The organism is Bartonella sp. AP88HLJMH, assembly GCF_042195605.1.
GTDB lineage: Bacteria > Pseudomonadota > Alphaproteobacteria > Rhizobiales > Rhizobiaceae > Bartonella.
On record NZ_JBHIOR010000013.1, the window covers coordinates 29,288 to 45,928 of the forward strand.

The following is a 16,641-nucleotide window of genomic DNA, read 5'->3' on the forward strand; positions in this document are numbered from 1 at the left end:
TATATATATCCATGGAGGAATTACTGTGGTAAATCTTTATGATGTAATTGTGATTGGATCAGGTCCAGGCGGATATGTAACCGCAATTCGTGCAGCACAATGTGGCTTTAAGACTGCGATTGTTGAACGTGAACATTTGGGAGGGATCTGTTTAAATTGGGGATGTATTCCAACAAAGGCCCTTCTACGTTCAGCGGAAATGAAACATTTTGCTGAACATGCGACAAATTATGGATTAAAAATTAATGGTTCAATTGAGGCAAACATCAAAGATGTTGTGGCACGTTCACGGGGTGTTTCAGCACGTTTAAATGCTGGTGTTGGTTTTTTAATGAAAAAAAACAAAATTGATATTATCTGGGGTGAAGCAAAGCTTACTAAAGAAGCAAAGGGAAGCCTTCCTGCGGAAATTATGGTTTCTTCATCCTCCAAACCGATTATGCAACCGCAAAATCCAGTCCCTAAAGGGACGTTAGGGGAGGGAACTTATCAAGCAAAGCATATCATTATTGCAACGGGCGCACGTCCTCGTGTCCTTCCTGGTATTGAGCCAGATGGAAAATTCATTTGGACTTATTTTGAAGCTATGATACCGCCAGCAATGCCAAAATCGCTTTTGGTTATAGGGTCTGGGGCTATTGGCATTGAATTCGCTTCTTTTTATCATGATATGGGGGCGACAGTAACTGTTGTTGAAATGATGCCCCATATCATGCCTGCTGAAGATATTGAAATTTCAACGTTTGCTCGTAAACAGTTAGAGAAAAAAGGTTTACGCATTCTTCGTCAAGCAAAAGTAACAAAGGTTGAAAAATCTTCCGATTCTGTAAGTGTACATATTGATGTTCAAGGTAAAATAGAGTCAATGACTGTTAACCGGTTGATTTCCGCTGTTGGGGTGCAAGGTAATATTGAGAATCTTGGTTTAGAAGCTTTGGGAATAAAAACCGATCGCGGGTGCATTGTAACTGATGAATGGAGTTGGACGGGGGTGGAAGGCATTTATGCTATTGGTGATGTAGCAGGTCCTCCTATGTTGGCCCATAAAGCAGAAGAAGAAGGTGTGATATGTATTGAGCATCTTGCAGGTTTGAAGAGTGCTCATCCGCTTGATAAAAGAAAAATTCCAGGGTGTACATATTGTACACCACAGGTTGCCTCTGTAGGGCTTTCAGAAGCGGCAGCAAAAGAAGCAGGTTATGATATACGTATTGGGCGTTATTCTTTTGCTGCGAATGGTAAGGCGATTGCTTTGGGTGAAGATCAGGGGTTAGTAAAAACGATTTTTGATAAAAAAACAGGACAGCTTCTCGGGGCCCATATGGTAGGGGCTGAGGTAACAGAATTGATACAGGGTTTTGTTATTGCTATGAATCTTGAAACAACAGAAGAAGAATTAATGCATACTATCTTTCCACATCCGACCTTATCGGAAATGATGAAAGAAAGTGTATTAGATGCTTATGGTCAAGTTTTAAACGCTTGATGACTGGATTGTATGAAAAATTTTATATTTTTGATTGTTACTTCGTATTTATAAGGCAAAGGCTTAAATGGTTACGGTTGTTGATAGAGTTGCAAATAGACGATTGCGTCATCCTGAAAAGGCACATCGTCCTGATACAAGCGTTCAAAAAAAGCCAGATTGGATTCGTGTAAAAGCGCCAACATCACCAATTTATAAGGAAACACATGGTATTGTACGTACGCATAAGTTAGTGACTGTATGTGAAGAAGCTGGTTGTCCTAATATTGGCGAATGTTGGAGCCAGAGGCATGCTAGCTTTATGATTTTAGGTGAAATATGTACGCGTGCTTGTGCTTTTTGTAACGTTGCAACAGGTATTCCACTTGCCGTTGATGATAATGAGCCAGAACGTGTCGCTGATGCTGTTGCAAGGATGGAATTAAAACATGTTGTCATTACATCTGTTGATCGTGATGATCTTGCTGATGGTGGTGCTGAGCATTTTGCAAAAGTTATTTATGCGATTCGTCAAAAAACTCCTAAGACAACAATTGAAGTTCTTACACCTGATTTTCGTCATAAGGATGGCGCTTTAGAAGTTGTTGTTGCTGCTAAGCCTGATGTTTTTAATCATAACTTAGAAACAGTTCCTTCTAAATATTTGAAGGTCCGTCCAGGGGCACGTTATTTTCATTCAATTCGTTTATTACAACGTGTTAAAGAACTTGATCCAACAATTTTTACAAAATCGGGAATTATGGTTGGCCTTGGGGAGGAGCGAAATGAAGTTTTGCAATTGATGGATGATTTGCGCGCTGCTGATGTTGACTTTATGACAATTGGACAATATTTGCAGCCTACACGAAAACATCATCCAGTTGTTCGTTTTGTGCCTCCTGAAGAATTTGAGTCTTTTGCCAAGATTGGTAAAGTAAAAGGATTTTTACATATGGCCTCCAATCCTCTAACGCGTTCATCTCATCATGCTGGAGATGATTTTGCCATTTTGCAAAAAGCGCGTGATGAAAAATTTTCCTTACAGAGATAATTATGCCGATTTTTACAATACATCGGCAGATCACCCATAGTGCCAGTGAAATGTTTGATCTGGTTTCAGATATTGAGCGTTATCCTGAATTTTTACCAATGTGTGAGTCTTTAATAATACGTTCTCGAAAAGAATATGGAAAAAAAATATTGCTTCTTGCAGATATGACCGTTGGCTATAAGATTATTCGTGAAACTTTTACGACTCAAGTATTTCTTCAGCCGGAAAAAAGTCTTATAGAAGTTAAATATATTGATGGTCCATTCAAATATCTTGAAAATCGTTGGGCCTTTCATGATATTGAGAATACCAATGCATGTAATGTAGAGTTTTTTATTGATTATGAATTTAAAAGTAAAACGCTTGGATTAGTGATGGGCTCAATGTTTGATATTGCGTTTCGTAAATTTACCGAGGCTTTTGAGAAGCGTGCGCATCAGATTTATGGCTCTACGGTAACATAGTCTATTCTGTTATTTTTTAACAATACCTATTGCTTAAACAGCGTGAAGGTGAAAACTGGTTTTCATCTTTACTATTTGTTTTTAATTCAGCTTTCAAAAGCATATTGAAGGAATATCATTTTAAATGATGAAGATGATGCACAGATTCATGCTTTTGTTTCTCTCTTTTTTAATGGATGCACACTCGTTAAACAAAACGCCCAAATAGAACCTGCTTGCGTCATACCCATTTCATAATAGTGCTCATAATAAATAGTATAGATTCTCGTAAAAGTATATAAAATCTACATCTGTACACTTATGAAGAAGTCCTCCTGCATCATTTATTTGCTATCTCTCAAGATGTTGCGCGCCAGCTCTTAGCACTTAAGAGAAGTACAAGTGTCTCTTTCTTTAATCATTTTATTTATACAGTTTTTTCTCTTGTGGCGTGCAAGTGAATAAATTTGATTAATTCAACCTACACAGGACTGAAGTGAGATAACTTTACGCTATTCAGATCTTTCATTTTCAAGTTGTGATACAATAAAATTTTTTCAAGATGTTGACGATTATAGACACGATGGGGAATAAAGAATTTTGAAATTAGTATGGGGAATTCAGTGAAGCAATTCCAGAATCATTTTAAAAGCATTTTCAACAGTTGCGTGGCGGATAGCATTGCGATTAAGATGAGCAAAGTGCATTTCTTTGTGCAGGGGGGAGTGGTTTTTGTAAGCAACTGCGCAATGCACAAGTCCTACAGGTTTATCAAGACTTGCACCTCCTGGACCAGCAATTCCTGTTACAGAAACTGCAATGTCAGCTTGTGAATGTTTTAATCCACCCTCAGCCATTGCAAGAGCAACTTCTTTTGAAACGGCACCATGGGTTCTTATAAGTTTAGCACAAACGCCAACAAGGCGTGTTTTGGATTCATTTGAATAAACAACAAATCCACAATCGAGAACATCTGACGATCCTGCTATATTTGTGAGGCATGCAGCAATGAGTCCCCCTGTACAAGACTCTACAGTTGTTAACAGCAAACCTTTTTGGCGAAAGGTATTAAGGACTTCATGTGCGTGTTTTTCACAAAGATATGTCATTGGGGAATTTCTCCTGAATAAAGGACGCTCACTGTTGCAAGAGCAGCAATTCCCTCACCACGACCAATAAATCCAAGCCTTTCATTTGTTGTTGCTTTGATAGAGATTCGATCAGGTGTTATTGCAAGTATTGTTATAAGATTTTCTGTCATGGCATGACGATATGGACTAATTTTAGGATTTTCAGCGATAATTGTGATATCAACATTGGCGATACGACCACCTGCTTGTTTTATAATATCAAGAGCATGACGGAGAAAAATTTCTGATGATACATTTTTCCATTGAGGATCAGAGGGAGGAAAATGTGTACCGATATCTCCAGCACCTTGAGTTGCAAGAAGGGCATCTGTTAATGCATGAAGAGCAACATCCGCATCGGAGTGTCCATTTAATTTTTTATGAAAAGGGATTTTTATACCACATAATATAAGAAAATCACCATCCTCAAAAGAGTGAACATCATAACCATTGCCGGTGCGAATATCAGGAAATATTTGCATTTTCTTTTGGAGATATAAATGTGCAGCATTAAAATCTTCATGCCATGTAATTTTTATGTTGTTAGGATCCCCAGGAACGGTACGCATAGGAATTCCAAACCATTCGGCAATTGCAGAATCGTCAGTGAATTCTTGTTTGCAAGCTTGTTTTGCTTGTTTATGGGCCGCTAAGATATGTTCAAAGGGAAAACACTGTGGAGTTTGTGCACTATAAAGATGGGTACGGGGAATTGTTTCTAAAACATGCTGATTATTTATACGTTTAAGGGTATCAGAGATGGGCAGAACAGGAAGAACACCTTCTTGAGGCGTGATAGTGTTGTGAATGTTATTAAGAAGCTTGTTTTCGATAAAAGGGCGTGCACCATCATGAATATGCACATATTGGGGGGCAAATTTTTTGAGTGCCTGAAGTCCATATAAGGTAGAGATTTGACGTGTATTGCCTCCTTCAACGATAGTAAGGCGCTCTTTAAAATCGTCAATAGCTTGTTCACAGATTTGACGATCTTCTGGATGAATAACAAGAATAATTGTTGTGATAGCTGGATGCTGCAAAAAACAATGCACGGTATGATAAATAATTGGCTTTTGTCCTAGAAGCCGATATTGTTTTGGAATTTTATGGGGAGATCCTGCTCTTTCACCCCGTCCAGCGGCTAATATTATTGCTGCAATAGAAATACTTAATCTCCTTGTATTATAATCTTAGTTTGCTTTTTTGTCATTAATTTTAAAATGATTTTGAAAGGATGGTTGTTGTAGATCAGCAAGGGATATCACGGATAACACCTCAAAAAAAGCATTTAATGCTTTTTGAAGTGCGGTATTTAAACCACAAAAATCAAACAAGGGGCAAGTTGGTTCTGCAGTATCGAAACATTCTGCGAGGGAAAAGTTGTCTTCTGTTACTTTCACAACATCCGCGACTGAAATTTCTGCTGCGGGTTTAGCCAATCTAACTCCACCATTGCGTCCACGCACTGTTTGTATAAAACCTGCTTGAACAAGCAGCTGAAGGATTTTAAATAAAAAAAGCTCTGAAACGGCATATGCTTTAGCAATTTCTGGAACACGACTGAGAGTTCCCTGATTATCTGCACAATACATAAGCATTCGAAGAGCATAATTTGTTTGTTTTGTTAATCGCATCTCATTTCCTTCGTAAAGTATCGTCGAACACAGTCTATTTTAAAGATATTTTGCAAAATGTAGAAGTTTTTTCTCGTTGACTATATTTGCCTATTTTAAATGTAGTATTAGTATTGTCAATTTTTGCTACAAAAGGTTATATGAGAATAATGGGATAAGGGTATGTAAGCTCATGACGAATATAACATCTGTGACGAATCTTCAAGACATAGATAAAAATACTTATAACGATGAGTTGTATCGTTTAAGTAAGGTATATATTTTTTTAGGGATTACAATTATTGTATTGGCTTTACTTACGGCCTCTGTTTCATTTATTATTCTTATTGGATTAACTCCTGTTGTTCCCAGTAGAACAGTAACCCTTATTCTTATAGGAATTAATAGTTTTTGGGTTTTAGGGCTTATTGTCATCGTTTTTTATGAGATGATACCGATCATTCGTGCTTGGCGTTCAAGGCGTGCAGGATCGCGTCTTCATGTGCGCCTTATTTCATTGTTTGCACTTGTTGCGACAATGCCAGCTGTTGCTGTAGCTCTTGTATCGGGTCCAGCACTAAATTTGGGACTTGATCGATGGTTTGATACAACAACGCGGCAAATTGTGGGCTCTTCTATTGATTTAGCAAATGCTTATGCAGATGAAATGCTCCAAAATTTAAAAAATTTATCCTATGCGATGGCATTTGCACTTGATAACAAAAAACTCTTAGAACGTAATCCAGCTGAATATAGGATGCAATTGACGCGTCATGCTCTAGGACGCAATTTGCGTGGTGCATTTTTGTTAAGTTCTAGTGGAGCTATTTTTGTATCGAGTGCTCTTGGTGATGAAGATAAACTGCCAATTCCTCCTTCTCATCTTATTGAACGTGCAACCAGTGCGAGACCTTTTTCTTTTCAACCAGGCGTTCATGATTATTTTGGTATTATTTTAAAATTTACCAATATTCCAAACACATTTTTATATTTGGTGCGTGACGTTGATAAAGGTGTTTTATCTGCTTTGCGTTTGACAGAAGTTAATACAGATCGTTATCGTGATTTAAATGAGAATCGCCTGCTGACACAGATTGCATTTGGTATGCTTTATTTGTGTCTTTTTTTTAGTTTATTCTTATCAGCCATTTGGGCTGCTATTGCTGTTGCTGATCGCTTAGTACGTCCTATTCGTCTTCTCATTAGTGCTGCCGATGATGTTGCTTCTGGAAATATGGAAATTTTCGTGCCAGTACGAGCAAAAGATGGAGATATTGGGCAATTATCCAAAACTTTTAATTACATGGTCAGTGAATTGAAAAGTCGGCGTAATGAATTGATTGCAGTGCGTGATCAAATTGATGAAAGACGGCGTTTTTCTGAAGCTGTGTTATCGGGTGTAACAGCGGGAGTAGCAGGTATAGATGATAATGGTGATATCACCATTATCAATCGGTCTATTGAAGCGATGTTTGATATTCGCTCAGAGCACGTTGTTGGAAAAAGTCTTTTATCTTTAAGCGCTGAAATTTGGCAGGTTTTTCAGTTTGTGCGTTCATTGGATCGTAAAAACCATCGTGAGCAGGTCACTTTAAACGTTGCAGGAAAAGAGCGTGTCTGTAATGTCCAAGTTACGATGGAGGAGGATGATGGACAAGGGCAATCTTGGGTTCTAACAATTGATGATATTACAGACCTTGTTGCAGCGCAACGTACAGCGGCGTGGGCGGATATTGCGCGGCGTATTGCACACGAAATTAAAAATCCTCTTACACCTATTCAGTTATCCGCTGAACGCATTCGTAAACGTTATAACAAAGCTATTACACAAGATAGAGAGGTCTTTGAGCGGTGTATTGACACAATTATTCGGCAGGTTGGAGATATTGGGCGTATGGTTGATGAGTTTTCCTCTTTTGCACGTATGCCCAAACCCAAAATGCATATTTTAGATATACGAGAATTGTTGCGCGAAGCATGTTTCTTGATAGAAGTGACGCGACATGATATTCATTTTGAGCAAGATTTAGGAACTCTACCACTTATGGGTGCATTTGATAACCGTCTCATTGTACAGGCTTTTTGCAATGTTATCAAAAACGCGAGCGAATCCATAGATTCAGTTATGCGAGAGGAAAATATTCACGGTCATATTCTTATCCGTTCTTATCGTCAGGAAGAATGGGTGGTTGTGGATGTTGTTGATAACGGGAAAGGACTTCCTAAAGAGCAAAGACAAAAGTTATTAGAACCCTATATAACAACGCGGGAAAAAGGAACAGGGCTGGGGTTAGCTATTGTGCGCAAAGTTATTGAAGATCACGGTGGTTTCATGGAGCTTCATGATGCACCGGAGAGTTTTTATGAAGGTCGTGGTGCGATGATCCGTTTGATATTTCCAGCGGATGGGGGTAAGCAGGGTAATATTATACAAGCCATAAATCATAAGATAGGGGAATAGTATGGTATCAGATATCTTGATTGTTGATGATGAAGCAGATATTCGTGAGCTTGTTGCTGGTATTTTAGATGATGAAGGTTATGAAACGCGTGTTGCTTGTAACTCTGATGAAGCATTGGCTCAAATTAGTGAGCGTATTCCAAAGCTCATTTTTTTGGATATTTGGCTACAGGGTAGTCGTCTCGATGGTTTAGCACTGCTTGATGAAATTAAAACACAATATCCGGCTCTTCCGGTCGTTATGATCTCTGGTCATGGTAATATTGAGACGGCTGTTTCCGCTATAAAGCGAGGGGCATATGATTTCATTGAAAAACCTTTTAAAGCTGATAGACTTGTATTGGTTGCAGAGAGAACACTTGAAAATTCAAATTTAAAACGTGAGCTTTTAGAATTGCGAAAGCGTTCGAACGAGACATTAGAGTTGCTCGGAAAATCGACAGTTATAAAAAATTTGCGTCAAATCATAGAAAAAGTAGCACCAACCAATAGTCGCATCATGATAACAGGTCCTTCAGGGGCAGGAAAAGAGACTGTTGCACGAGCTATTCATGCGCTCTCAACGCGTTCGAATGGGCCATTTGTTACAATAAATGCTGCAACGATTACTCCGGAAAGAATGGAAATAGAGCTGTTTGGCAGCGAAATGGAGGGAAGAGAGCGTAAAATTGGTGCCTTAGAGGAAGCTCATGGCGGTATCTTATATCTTGATGAAATTGCTGACATGCCGCGTGAGACTCAAGGGAAGATTCTTCGGGTTTTAACGGGGCAAACATTTGAGAGAATTGGCGGCACAAAACGTGTTAAGGTGGATGTCCGTATCATTTCTTCGACAGCGCAAAATCTTGAAAACCTCATTTCTGATGGGCGCTTTAGGGAGGATCTTTTTCACCGTCTTTCCGTTGTTCCTATTGTTGTTCCGCCCCTTTCAGCGCGTCGTGAAGATATTCCAGAACTTGTACATCATTTTGTAAAAACAATATCACAGCAGGTTGGGATTAAACCGCGTGCAATCAGTGATGATGTGATTGCTATTTTGCAAACGCACGCTTGGCCGGGTAATGTGCGGCAATTACGTAATAATATTGAGCGTCTTCTTATTCTTGTGCGGGATGGTGATGGTCCTATAACAGCGGACTTTCTTCCCAGTGAAGTAAGTGATTCTTTGCCACGTCTTCAAATGGATTCAGATGAAAGTATAATGGATTTGCCGTTACGTGAAGCTCGAGAATTATTTGAAAAGAGATATTTAGTGGCGCAGATTGGGCGTTTGGGTGGAAATATATCACGTACTGCTGAATTTATAGGCATGGAGCGTTCAGCTTTGCACCGTAAACTTAAAGCGCTTGGAGTTTCTTAAAGCGATGCGTATTATTATTTGTGGAGCAGGACAGGTTGGTTATGGGATAGCAGAGCGTCTTGCTGCTGAAAATCACGATGTTACTGTTATTGATATTGAAACGAGATTAATTGAAAAGATTCGCGATACATTGGATGTGAGAGGTTTTGTTGGTCACGGTTCACGGCCTGAAGTTCTTTTGGCTGCAGATGCAGACAAAGCTGATATGTTGATTGCTGTCACTTTGTTTGATGAAGTTAATATGGTAGCTTGCCAAGTAGCACATTCATTATTTAATGTGCCCACAAAAATTGCTCGTATTCGCTCACAATCTTATTTAGAACCACGTTATAAGACGCTTTTTTCCAGAGAGAATATTCCCATTGATGTGGTTATTTCGCCAGAAGTTGAAGTTGGGGAAATGGTTTTGCGCCGTATTGCTTTACCTGGTGCAATAGATGTTCTTTATTTTTGTAATGATGATATTGTGGCACTAGCTTTGGAATGCATGGAAGATTGTCCAGTTATTAATACACCTTTACGTCAATTAACAGAGCTTTTTCCAGATCTTCATACGACGGTTACTGCTATTAAACGTGGCGCGGAATTATTGGTTGCACATTCAGAAACGCAATTACGCGTTGGTGATATAACCTATCTTGTTGTTTCTCGTGAACAGATGCGTCGTGCTGTTGGGCTTTTTGGTCATAAAGAACAAGATGCCCACCGCATGATTATTGCAGGGGGTGGTCACATTGGCCTTTATGTTGCACAGGCTATTGAAAAGCGTTTTCATAAATTAAAATTGAAGATTATAGAAGCGCATAGAGAAAGAGCCCTCACAATTGCTGATCAGCTTGAAAAAACAACAGTTTTATACGGTAACGTGTTAGATCCAGTGATTCTTCAAGATGCGGGAATTGATCAGTCCGATTTAATGATTACATTGACCAATCAAGATCAGGTTAATCTCTTAAGCGCTATTATTGCTAAAAGATTGGGCTGCAAAGCCAATATGGTATTGATTAATAATGTTGCCTATCAAGAATTTAGTCGTGCTGTTGGTGTGGATGCATATCTTAATCCCCATAGTGTTACAATATCGAGAATTTTGCAACAAATGCGCCGTGGGCGTATTCGTTCTGTTCATTCAGTTTTTAATGGCCGAGCAGAAATTATTGAAGCTGAAGTGATGCAAACATCTTCATTGGTTGGTAAGTCATTATCAGAGCTCAATTTATCAGATGGTTTGAGAATTGGTGCAATTTATCGCAATAAGACAATAATACAGCTTTCGGCAGATACGCGTATTTTGTCTGGTGATAGAATAGTGATTTTTGCTCTTGCTGATAGGGTTCGTGATGTTGAACAACTCTTTCGCGTAAGTTTAGAATATTTTTGATGTATTATCTATGGATATTTGTACTTTTTGGTATAGTGGACAATTAAGATTGGTAGATAGGCTTTGTTTGTCTTCAATGGTTAAAACTGGACAGCGCGTTAAACTTTTTAGTTATGATAAAAAAATAGATAATCTCCCTGCTGGTGTTGAGCTGTATGAAGCCGAATCAATTTTACCACGCTCAGCAATTTATCGCCTTGATCCCGATTTTTCTGATGATAAACTAGGGTGTACAATTGTTCAGTTCTCGGATTTTTTTCGTGTTATGCTGATGAAATATCAACAAGGTGTTTGGTTAGATACTGATGTTTACCTTGTTAAACAATTTCATCCAGATGCGGATAAGGTTTGGTTGGCAAGAGAAAATAATACAAGAGTAGGCGTTTCTGCACTTTATTTTCCGCCCAATAACCCTATTATAAAAATATTTGAGGATTATTGGGCAGGTGCAGAAATTATTCCTCATTGGCTTGGGTTTAAGCGTCGTGTTTGGAGACCGTTCTGGTTAAAGAGGAAAAAAATGCCGATTTTACCGGGAAATCTTGGCGTTACAATATTTGGCAATGATGGTATTTCACGATTAGCAAAACGATATGGTTTTTTTCATGAAGCAAAGGAAAAGGAAACTTTTTATTATTGGACTGGGCGAAAAACTGAACGTATTTTTGAACCAGCTTTTGGCGTAAAGCCGCTTACAGATTCACGCTTGATAGGTTTTCATATTCACAGAAAGACAAAGACTACGAAAAGACCTCAGGAAGGAAGTTTTTACCATTGGGCGGTATCTCGCATTCCGGATGTTCATCATTTGTTTAGGTAGAGTTATTATTGCTATTTTAACTATTGAGATTTTAATCTATCTTATACAATCTCTTGATTGTAGCTTGCACAAGAGAGTAATGTTAACATATGGACAAAAACATTGAATGTGTAAAGAGCGGTTGTTATATGAACGGAAAGTAAAAATATGAGTGATCCAATGAAAACAGCATTAAGCCTTGTTCCTATGGTTATTGAACAAACAAATCGTGGTGAACGGGCCTATGATATTTTTTCCCGTCTTTTAAAGGAACGGATTATTTTTATTAATGGACCTGTTGAAGATGGTATGGCAATGCTTGTTTGTGCACAATTGCTTTTTTTGGAAGCGGAAAATCCTAAAAAAGAAATTAGTCTTTATATTAATTCTCCAGGTGGTGTCGTAACATCTGGTATGGCTATTTATGATACTATGCAGTTTATTCGCCCTCCTGTTTCTACGCTTTGCATGGGGCAAGCGGCATCTATGGGGTCTTTATTATTAACGGCTGGAGCAAAAGGTCATCGTTTTACATTGCCAAACGCACGTATTATGGTGCATCAACCATCTGGTGGTTTTCAAGGTCAAGCTTCAGATATTGAGCGACATGCGCAAGATATTATAAAGATGAAACGGCGTTTAAATGAAATTTATGTTCAACATACGAGTCAAGATTATGAGGTTATAGAGAGAACTCTCGATCGCGATCATTTTATGACAGCAGAAGAAGCCAAAGCGTTTGGCTTAGTTGATGATGTTATACAATACCGTGCAGAAACTGAAAAAGAAGAAAAAGATTAAGAGTTTTTATAGAAAAAACAGCTACTTTAAATCAAGAGTTTTATAAAAAATATCGCAAAATAAGAGAAACACCTAAAAGTATTGAGACATGCATGGTTTTCTATATGTCTTTTAGTTTTCATGATGAAAGGCTTCCTTTGAAAAGGCAAAGTGTTCATATATTGTGGTGAAAGGAAAGAAAAATGAGCAAAATTAGCAATAGCGGGAACGAATCAAAAAATACTCTCTATTGCTCGTTCTGCGGCAAGAGTCAGCATGAGGTGCGTAAGCTCATTGCGGGGCCTACTGTATTTATCTGTGATGAATGTGTAGAGCTTTGCATGGATATTATTCGGGAAGAAAATAAGTCTTCTGGGGTTAAGGTGCGTGATGGTGTTCCTACGCCACAGGAAATTATAACAGTTCTTGATGACTATGTTATTGGTCAGCAGCATGCAAAGCGTGTTCTTTCTGTTGCTGTTCATAATCATTATAAACGGTTGGCGCATCAGTCTAAAAGCAATGATATTGAGTTGGCTAAATCAAATATTCTTCTTGTTGGTCCAACGGGTTGTGGTAAAACTTATCTTGCACAAACATTAGCACGTATTATTGATGTGCCTTTTACGATGGCGGATGCGACCACTTTGACTGAAGCGGGTTATGTGGGAGAAGATGTTGAAAATATTATTTTGAAGCTTCTTCAAGCAGCAGATTATAATGTTGAACGTGCGCAGCGTGGTATTGTTTATATTGATGAGGTTGATAAGATTTCTCGTAAAGCAGACAATCCTTCTATTACAAGAGATGTTTCGGGGGAAGGAGTTCAGCAAGCATTATTAAAAATTATGGAAGGAACGATTGCTTCTGTTCCTCCTCAAGGTGGACGTAAGCATCCGCAACAAGAGTTTCTTCAGGTTGACACCACAAACATCTTATTCATTTGTGGGGGAGCTTTTGCAGGTTTAGAACGGATCATTTCAGGGCGTGGTGAAAAAACTTCTATTGGTTTTTCTGCGACTGTTAAGGCTCCGGATGAGCGTTGTGTCGGTGAAATTTTTCGTGATTTAGAGCCTGAAGATCTTATTAAATTTGGTTTAATACCAGAATTTATTGGGCGGCTTCCTATAGTCGCTACCTTAGAGGATTTAGATGTTAACGCCCTCATGCAAATTTTATCCCAACCTAAAAATGCGTTAGTAAAGCAATATCAGCGTCTTTTTGAAATGGAGAATGTTGAGTTAGCATTTCATGAAGATGCTTTACGTGTTATTGCAAAGAAAGCAATTGAACGTAAAACTGGTGCTCGTGGTTTACGTTCTATTATGGAGAAGATCCTTCTTGAGACGATGTTTGAGCTACCGGCTCTTGAAGGCGTTCAAAAAGTGGTTATTTCGAGTGATGTCGTTGATGGTAAAGCGCGTCCTCTTTATATTTACTCAGAACGTGCAGAAGATAAAGAAAATGTATCAGCATGACATTGTGCGATGCACAATATAAAAGGTGGTAGTGAACGGTATTTGATAGGTGTTTCTAATAATATCATTATAATGCTTGATTTATGTATGAGTAATTACCACTTCATGTACAGTGAAGAGCTGAGATTTTCTAAAGGTGGGCTAATTGTTGTAGATAGCTCATAGGCTCCAGAAAGGAGAGTTATGCAATATATTGATGAAAAGACAGATGAAGTAAGAGATGGGGTTTATGCTGTTTTACCTCTTCGTGATATTGTTGTCTTCCCCCATATGATTGTTCCACTTTTTGTGGGCCGCGAAAAATCAATTCGTGCTCTTGAAGAAACGATGGCGGTTGATAAGCAAATACTATTGGTGACACAAAAAAATGCTTCTGATGACGATCCAAAATCAGAGGATATTTATCATATTGGTACATTTGCTAATATTCTTCAACTTTTAAAGCTTCCTGATGGTACTGTAAAGGTTTTGGTTGAAGGAACTGCACGTGCAAAAATTAGTCAATTTGCTTTAAGTGAAGGTTATCATCAGGCTTTTGCAACTGTTACAGAAGAACCTAGAGAGAGTGATGTTGAGATTGAAGCTCTTTCAAGGTCAGTGATTACTTATTTTGAAAACTATGTAAAGCTTAATAAAAAAATCTCTCCTGAAGTTGTGAATGCGATTGGCCAGCTTGATAATCCTTCTAAGCTTGCCGATACGATTGCTTCTCATTTGATGATTAAACTGGCAGAAAAACAGGAAATATTAGAGCTCTTACCTGTGCGGGCCCGTCTTGAACGTGTTTTGTCCTTCATGGAAGGAGAAATTTCTGTTTTGCAGGTTGAAAAACGTATTCGTTCGCATGTTAAACGGCAAATGGAAAAAAACCAACGAGAATATTATCTCAATGAGCAGATGAAGGCTATTCAAAAAGAGTTAGGAGCAGGTGATGATAGCCGAGATGAACTCTCTGAATTAGAAGAACGTATCAAAAATACAAAACTATCCAAGGAAGCGCAGGAAAAAGCTGGAGCAGAATTGAGAAAATTACGGAATATGTCTCCTATGTCTGCAGAAGCGACAGTTGTACGTAACTATCTTGATTGGTTATTAGCAATGCCTTGGGGTAAAAAATCTAAGATTAAAAACAATTTAGATTTTGCTGAAAAGGTCATGAATAATGAACATTTTGGTCTTGAAAAAGTTAAGGAGCGAATTATTGAATATTTGGCCGTACAAAGTCGCGCGTCAAAGATAAAAGGTCCCATTATTTGTTTGTTAGGTCCTCCAGGTGTAGGGAAAACATCATTAGCGCGCTCTATTGCAAAGGCAACGGGACGTGAGTATGTTCGTATCTCATTGGGAGGTGTCCGAGATGAAGCAGAAATTCGTGGACATCGCCGAACATATATTGGATCGATGCCTGGAAAAATTATCCAGTCTATGAAAAAAGCAAAAAAATCTAATCCGCTTTTCTTGCTTGATGAAATTGATAAAATGGGCCAAGATTTTCGTGGCGATCCTTCATCCGCTTTATTAGAAGTTCTTGATCCTGAACAAAATGGTACATTCATTGATCACTATTTGGAAGTTGAATATGATCTTTCTGATGTCATGTTTATCACAACTGCCAATACGCTTAATATTCCAGCTCCGTTAATGGATCGTATGGAAATTATTCGTATCGCTGGTTATACTGAATGTGAGAAAATGGAAATTGTTAAACAGCATCTTTTACCAAAGGCACTAAAAGATCACTGTTTGTCTAAAAAAGAACTCAGTATTTCTGATGGAGCACTAAGGTCAATTATTCAGTTTTATACACGTGAGGCAGGCGTTCGTAACCTTGAACGTGAACTCATGAAAATTTCCCGCAAATCCGTTACAAAAATTCTCAAAACGCATCAAAAATCTGTAAAAGTTACAGAAAGTAATATTCATGATTTCTTGGGTGTTAAACGTTATCATTACAATCAAATTGAAGGAGAAAATCAAATTGGTGTTGTAACAGGTCTTGCGTGGACAGAAGTCGGTGGAGAGTTATTGACCATTGAAGGAGTTATGATGCCCGGCAAAGGGAAGATGACTGTAACTGGAAATTTACGTGATATTATGAAAGAGTCCATTTCAGCGGCAGCATCTTATGTACGTTCTCGTGCTGTTGATTTTGGTATTGAACCTCCACTTTTTGAAAAACGCGATATCCATGTTCATGTTCCAGAGGGTGCGACACCAAAAGATGGCCCGTCGGCTGGGATTGCAATGGTGACGGCAATTGTTTCAGTCCTTACAGGAGTAGCTGTGCATAAAGATATTGCAATGACTGGTGAAATTACTTTACGTGGACGCGTTTTACCCATTGGTGGATTAAAAGAAAAACTCTTAGCAGCTCTTCGAGGAGGGATAAAAAAAGTACTTATTCCTGAAGAAAATGCAAAAGATTTGGTTGATATTCCTGATGATGTCAAAAATAATATGGAAATTATTCCGGTAAATCATGTGAGTGAAGTTTTGAAACACGCTTTGGTTCGTTTTCCAGACACTATTGAATGGAAAGAACCCTCTACAGGGGCTGTGCCAATCCGGTCAGAGAGCAGTGATAGTGAAGGGATACAGATTGCGCACTGATTCACTTATCTCATTTATAACGGCATTTTTTAGGTGGTAGAAGGTGTTGTTGAGGTTATTATTCTGTTTT

At 38.5% G+C, this 16,641-nt stretch carries 13 protein-coding genes; 10 read left to right on the top strand and 3 right to left on the bottom strand.

What is annotated here, in order from left to right; genetic code table 11:
* Positions 1–25: 25 nt before the first annotated feature.
* From lpdA to ACFIMA_RS06915, 3 genes are all read left to right on the top strand, one after another.
* Complete coding sequence (gene lpdA / locus ACFIMA_RS06905) at positions 26–1,486, top strand: dihydrolipoyl dehydrogenase (protein WP_375631778.1); 1,461 nt, start codon at positions 26–28, stop codon at positions 1,484–1,486.
* 67 nt (positions 1,487–1,553) lie between these two features.
* Positions 1,554–2,516: a lipoyl synthase gene (gene lipA, locus ACFIMA_RS06910; protein WP_375611273.1), complete on the top strand. Its 963-nt coding sequence runs from the start codon at positions 1,554–1,556 to the stop codon at positions 2,514–2,516.
* A 2-nt stretch (positions 2,517–2,518) separates the two neighbouring features.
* Positions 2,519–2,980 (top strand): type II toxin-antitoxin system RatA family toxin, encoded by a 462-nt coding sequence (locus tag ACFIMA_RS06915; protein ID WP_273791149.1) that lies wholly within the window; start codon positions 2,519–2,521, stop codon positions 2,978–2,980.
* Between the two features lie 599 nt (positions 2,981–3,579).
* Here ACFIMA_RS06915 and ACFIMA_RS06920 read toward each other — a convergent pair.
* From ACFIMA_RS06920 to rirA, 3 genes are read right to left on the bottom strand one after another with little or no spacing between them, the layout of a single operon-like run.
* Positions 3,580–4,068, bottom strand: coding sequence for a CinA family protein (locus ACFIMA_RS06920; RefSeq protein WP_375693259.1), 489 nt, complete (start codon positions 4,066–4,068; stop codon positions 3,580–3,582).
* Complete coding sequence (locus ACFIMA_RS06925) at positions 4,065–5,255, bottom strand: bifunctional 2-C-methyl-D-erythritol 4-phosphate cytidylyltransferase/2-C-methyl-D-erythritol 2,4-cyclodiphosphate synthase (RefSeq protein ID WP_375693262.1); 1,191 nt, start codon at positions 5,253–5,255, stop codon at positions 4,065–4,067. Before ACFIMA_RS06925 ends, ACFIMA_RS06920 begins: the two co-directional genes overlap by 4 nt.
* A gap of 24 nt (positions 5,256–5,279) precedes the next feature.
* Positions 5,280–5,723, bottom strand: a complete 444-nt coding sequence (gene rirA / locus ACFIMA_RS06930; protein ID WP_375611276.1) for an iron-responsive transcriptional regulator RirA — start codon at positions 5,721–5,723, stop codon at positions 5,280–5,282.
* Between the two features lie 172 nt (positions 5,724–5,895).
* Between rirA and ACFIMA_RS06935 the strand changes: the two genes are divergently transcribed.
* The 7 genes from ACFIMA_RS06935 to lon all read left to right on the top strand — a co-directional run bounded on the left by ACFIMA_RS06935 (position 5,896) and on the right by lon (position 16,571).
* The gene (locus tag ACFIMA_RS06935; RefSeq protein ID WP_375631782.1) at positions 5,896–8,163 is read left to right on the top strand and encodes an ATP-binding protein; all 2,268 of its coding nucleotides are present in this window, start codon (positions 5,896–5,898) and stop codon (positions 8,161–8,163) included.
* A gap of 1 nt (position 8,164) precedes the next feature.
* Positions 8,165–9,523 (top strand): sigma-54-dependent transcriptional regulator, encoded by a 1,359-nt coding sequence (locus ACFIMA_RS06940; RefSeq protein ID WP_375611278.1) that lies wholly within the window; start codon positions 8,165–8,167, stop codon positions 9,521–9,523.
* Positions 9,524–9,527: 4 nt separating this feature from the next.
* The gene (gene trkA, locus ACFIMA_RS06945) at positions 9,528–10,904 is read left to right on the top strand and encodes a Trk system potassium transporter TrkA (RefSeq protein ID WP_375611279.1); all 1,377 of its coding nucleotides are present in this window, start codon (positions 9,528–9,530) and stop codon (positions 10,902–10,904) included.
* Positions 10,905–10,914: 10 nt separating this feature from the next.
* Positions 10,915–11,724, top strand: a complete 810-nt coding sequence (locus ACFIMA_RS06950) for a hypothetical protein (protein ID WP_375630199.1) — start codon at positions 10,915–10,917, stop codon at positions 11,722–11,724.
* A 147-nt stretch (positions 11,725–11,871) separates the two neighbouring features.
* A complete protein-coding gene (gene clpP, locus ACFIMA_RS06955) occupies positions 11,872–12,504 on the top strand; it encodes an ATP-dependent Clp endopeptidase proteolytic subunit ClpP (protein ID WP_375611281.1) in 633 nt (210 codons plus the stop codon).
* A gap of 182 nt (positions 12,505–12,686) precedes the next feature.
* Entirely contained in the window at positions 12,687–13,961 is a 1,275-nt protein-coding gene (clpX, locus tag ACFIMA_RS06960; RefSeq protein WP_273723371.1) for an ATP-dependent Clp protease ATP-binding subunit ClpX, read from the top strand.
* Between the two features lie 183 nt (positions 13,962–14,144).
* Positions 14,145–16,571, top strand: a complete 2,427-nt coding sequence (gene lon / locus ACFIMA_RS06965) for an endopeptidase La (protein WP_375693258.1) — start codon at positions 14,145–14,147, stop codon at positions 16,569–16,571.
* Positions 16,572–16,641: the final 70 nt, after the last annotated feature.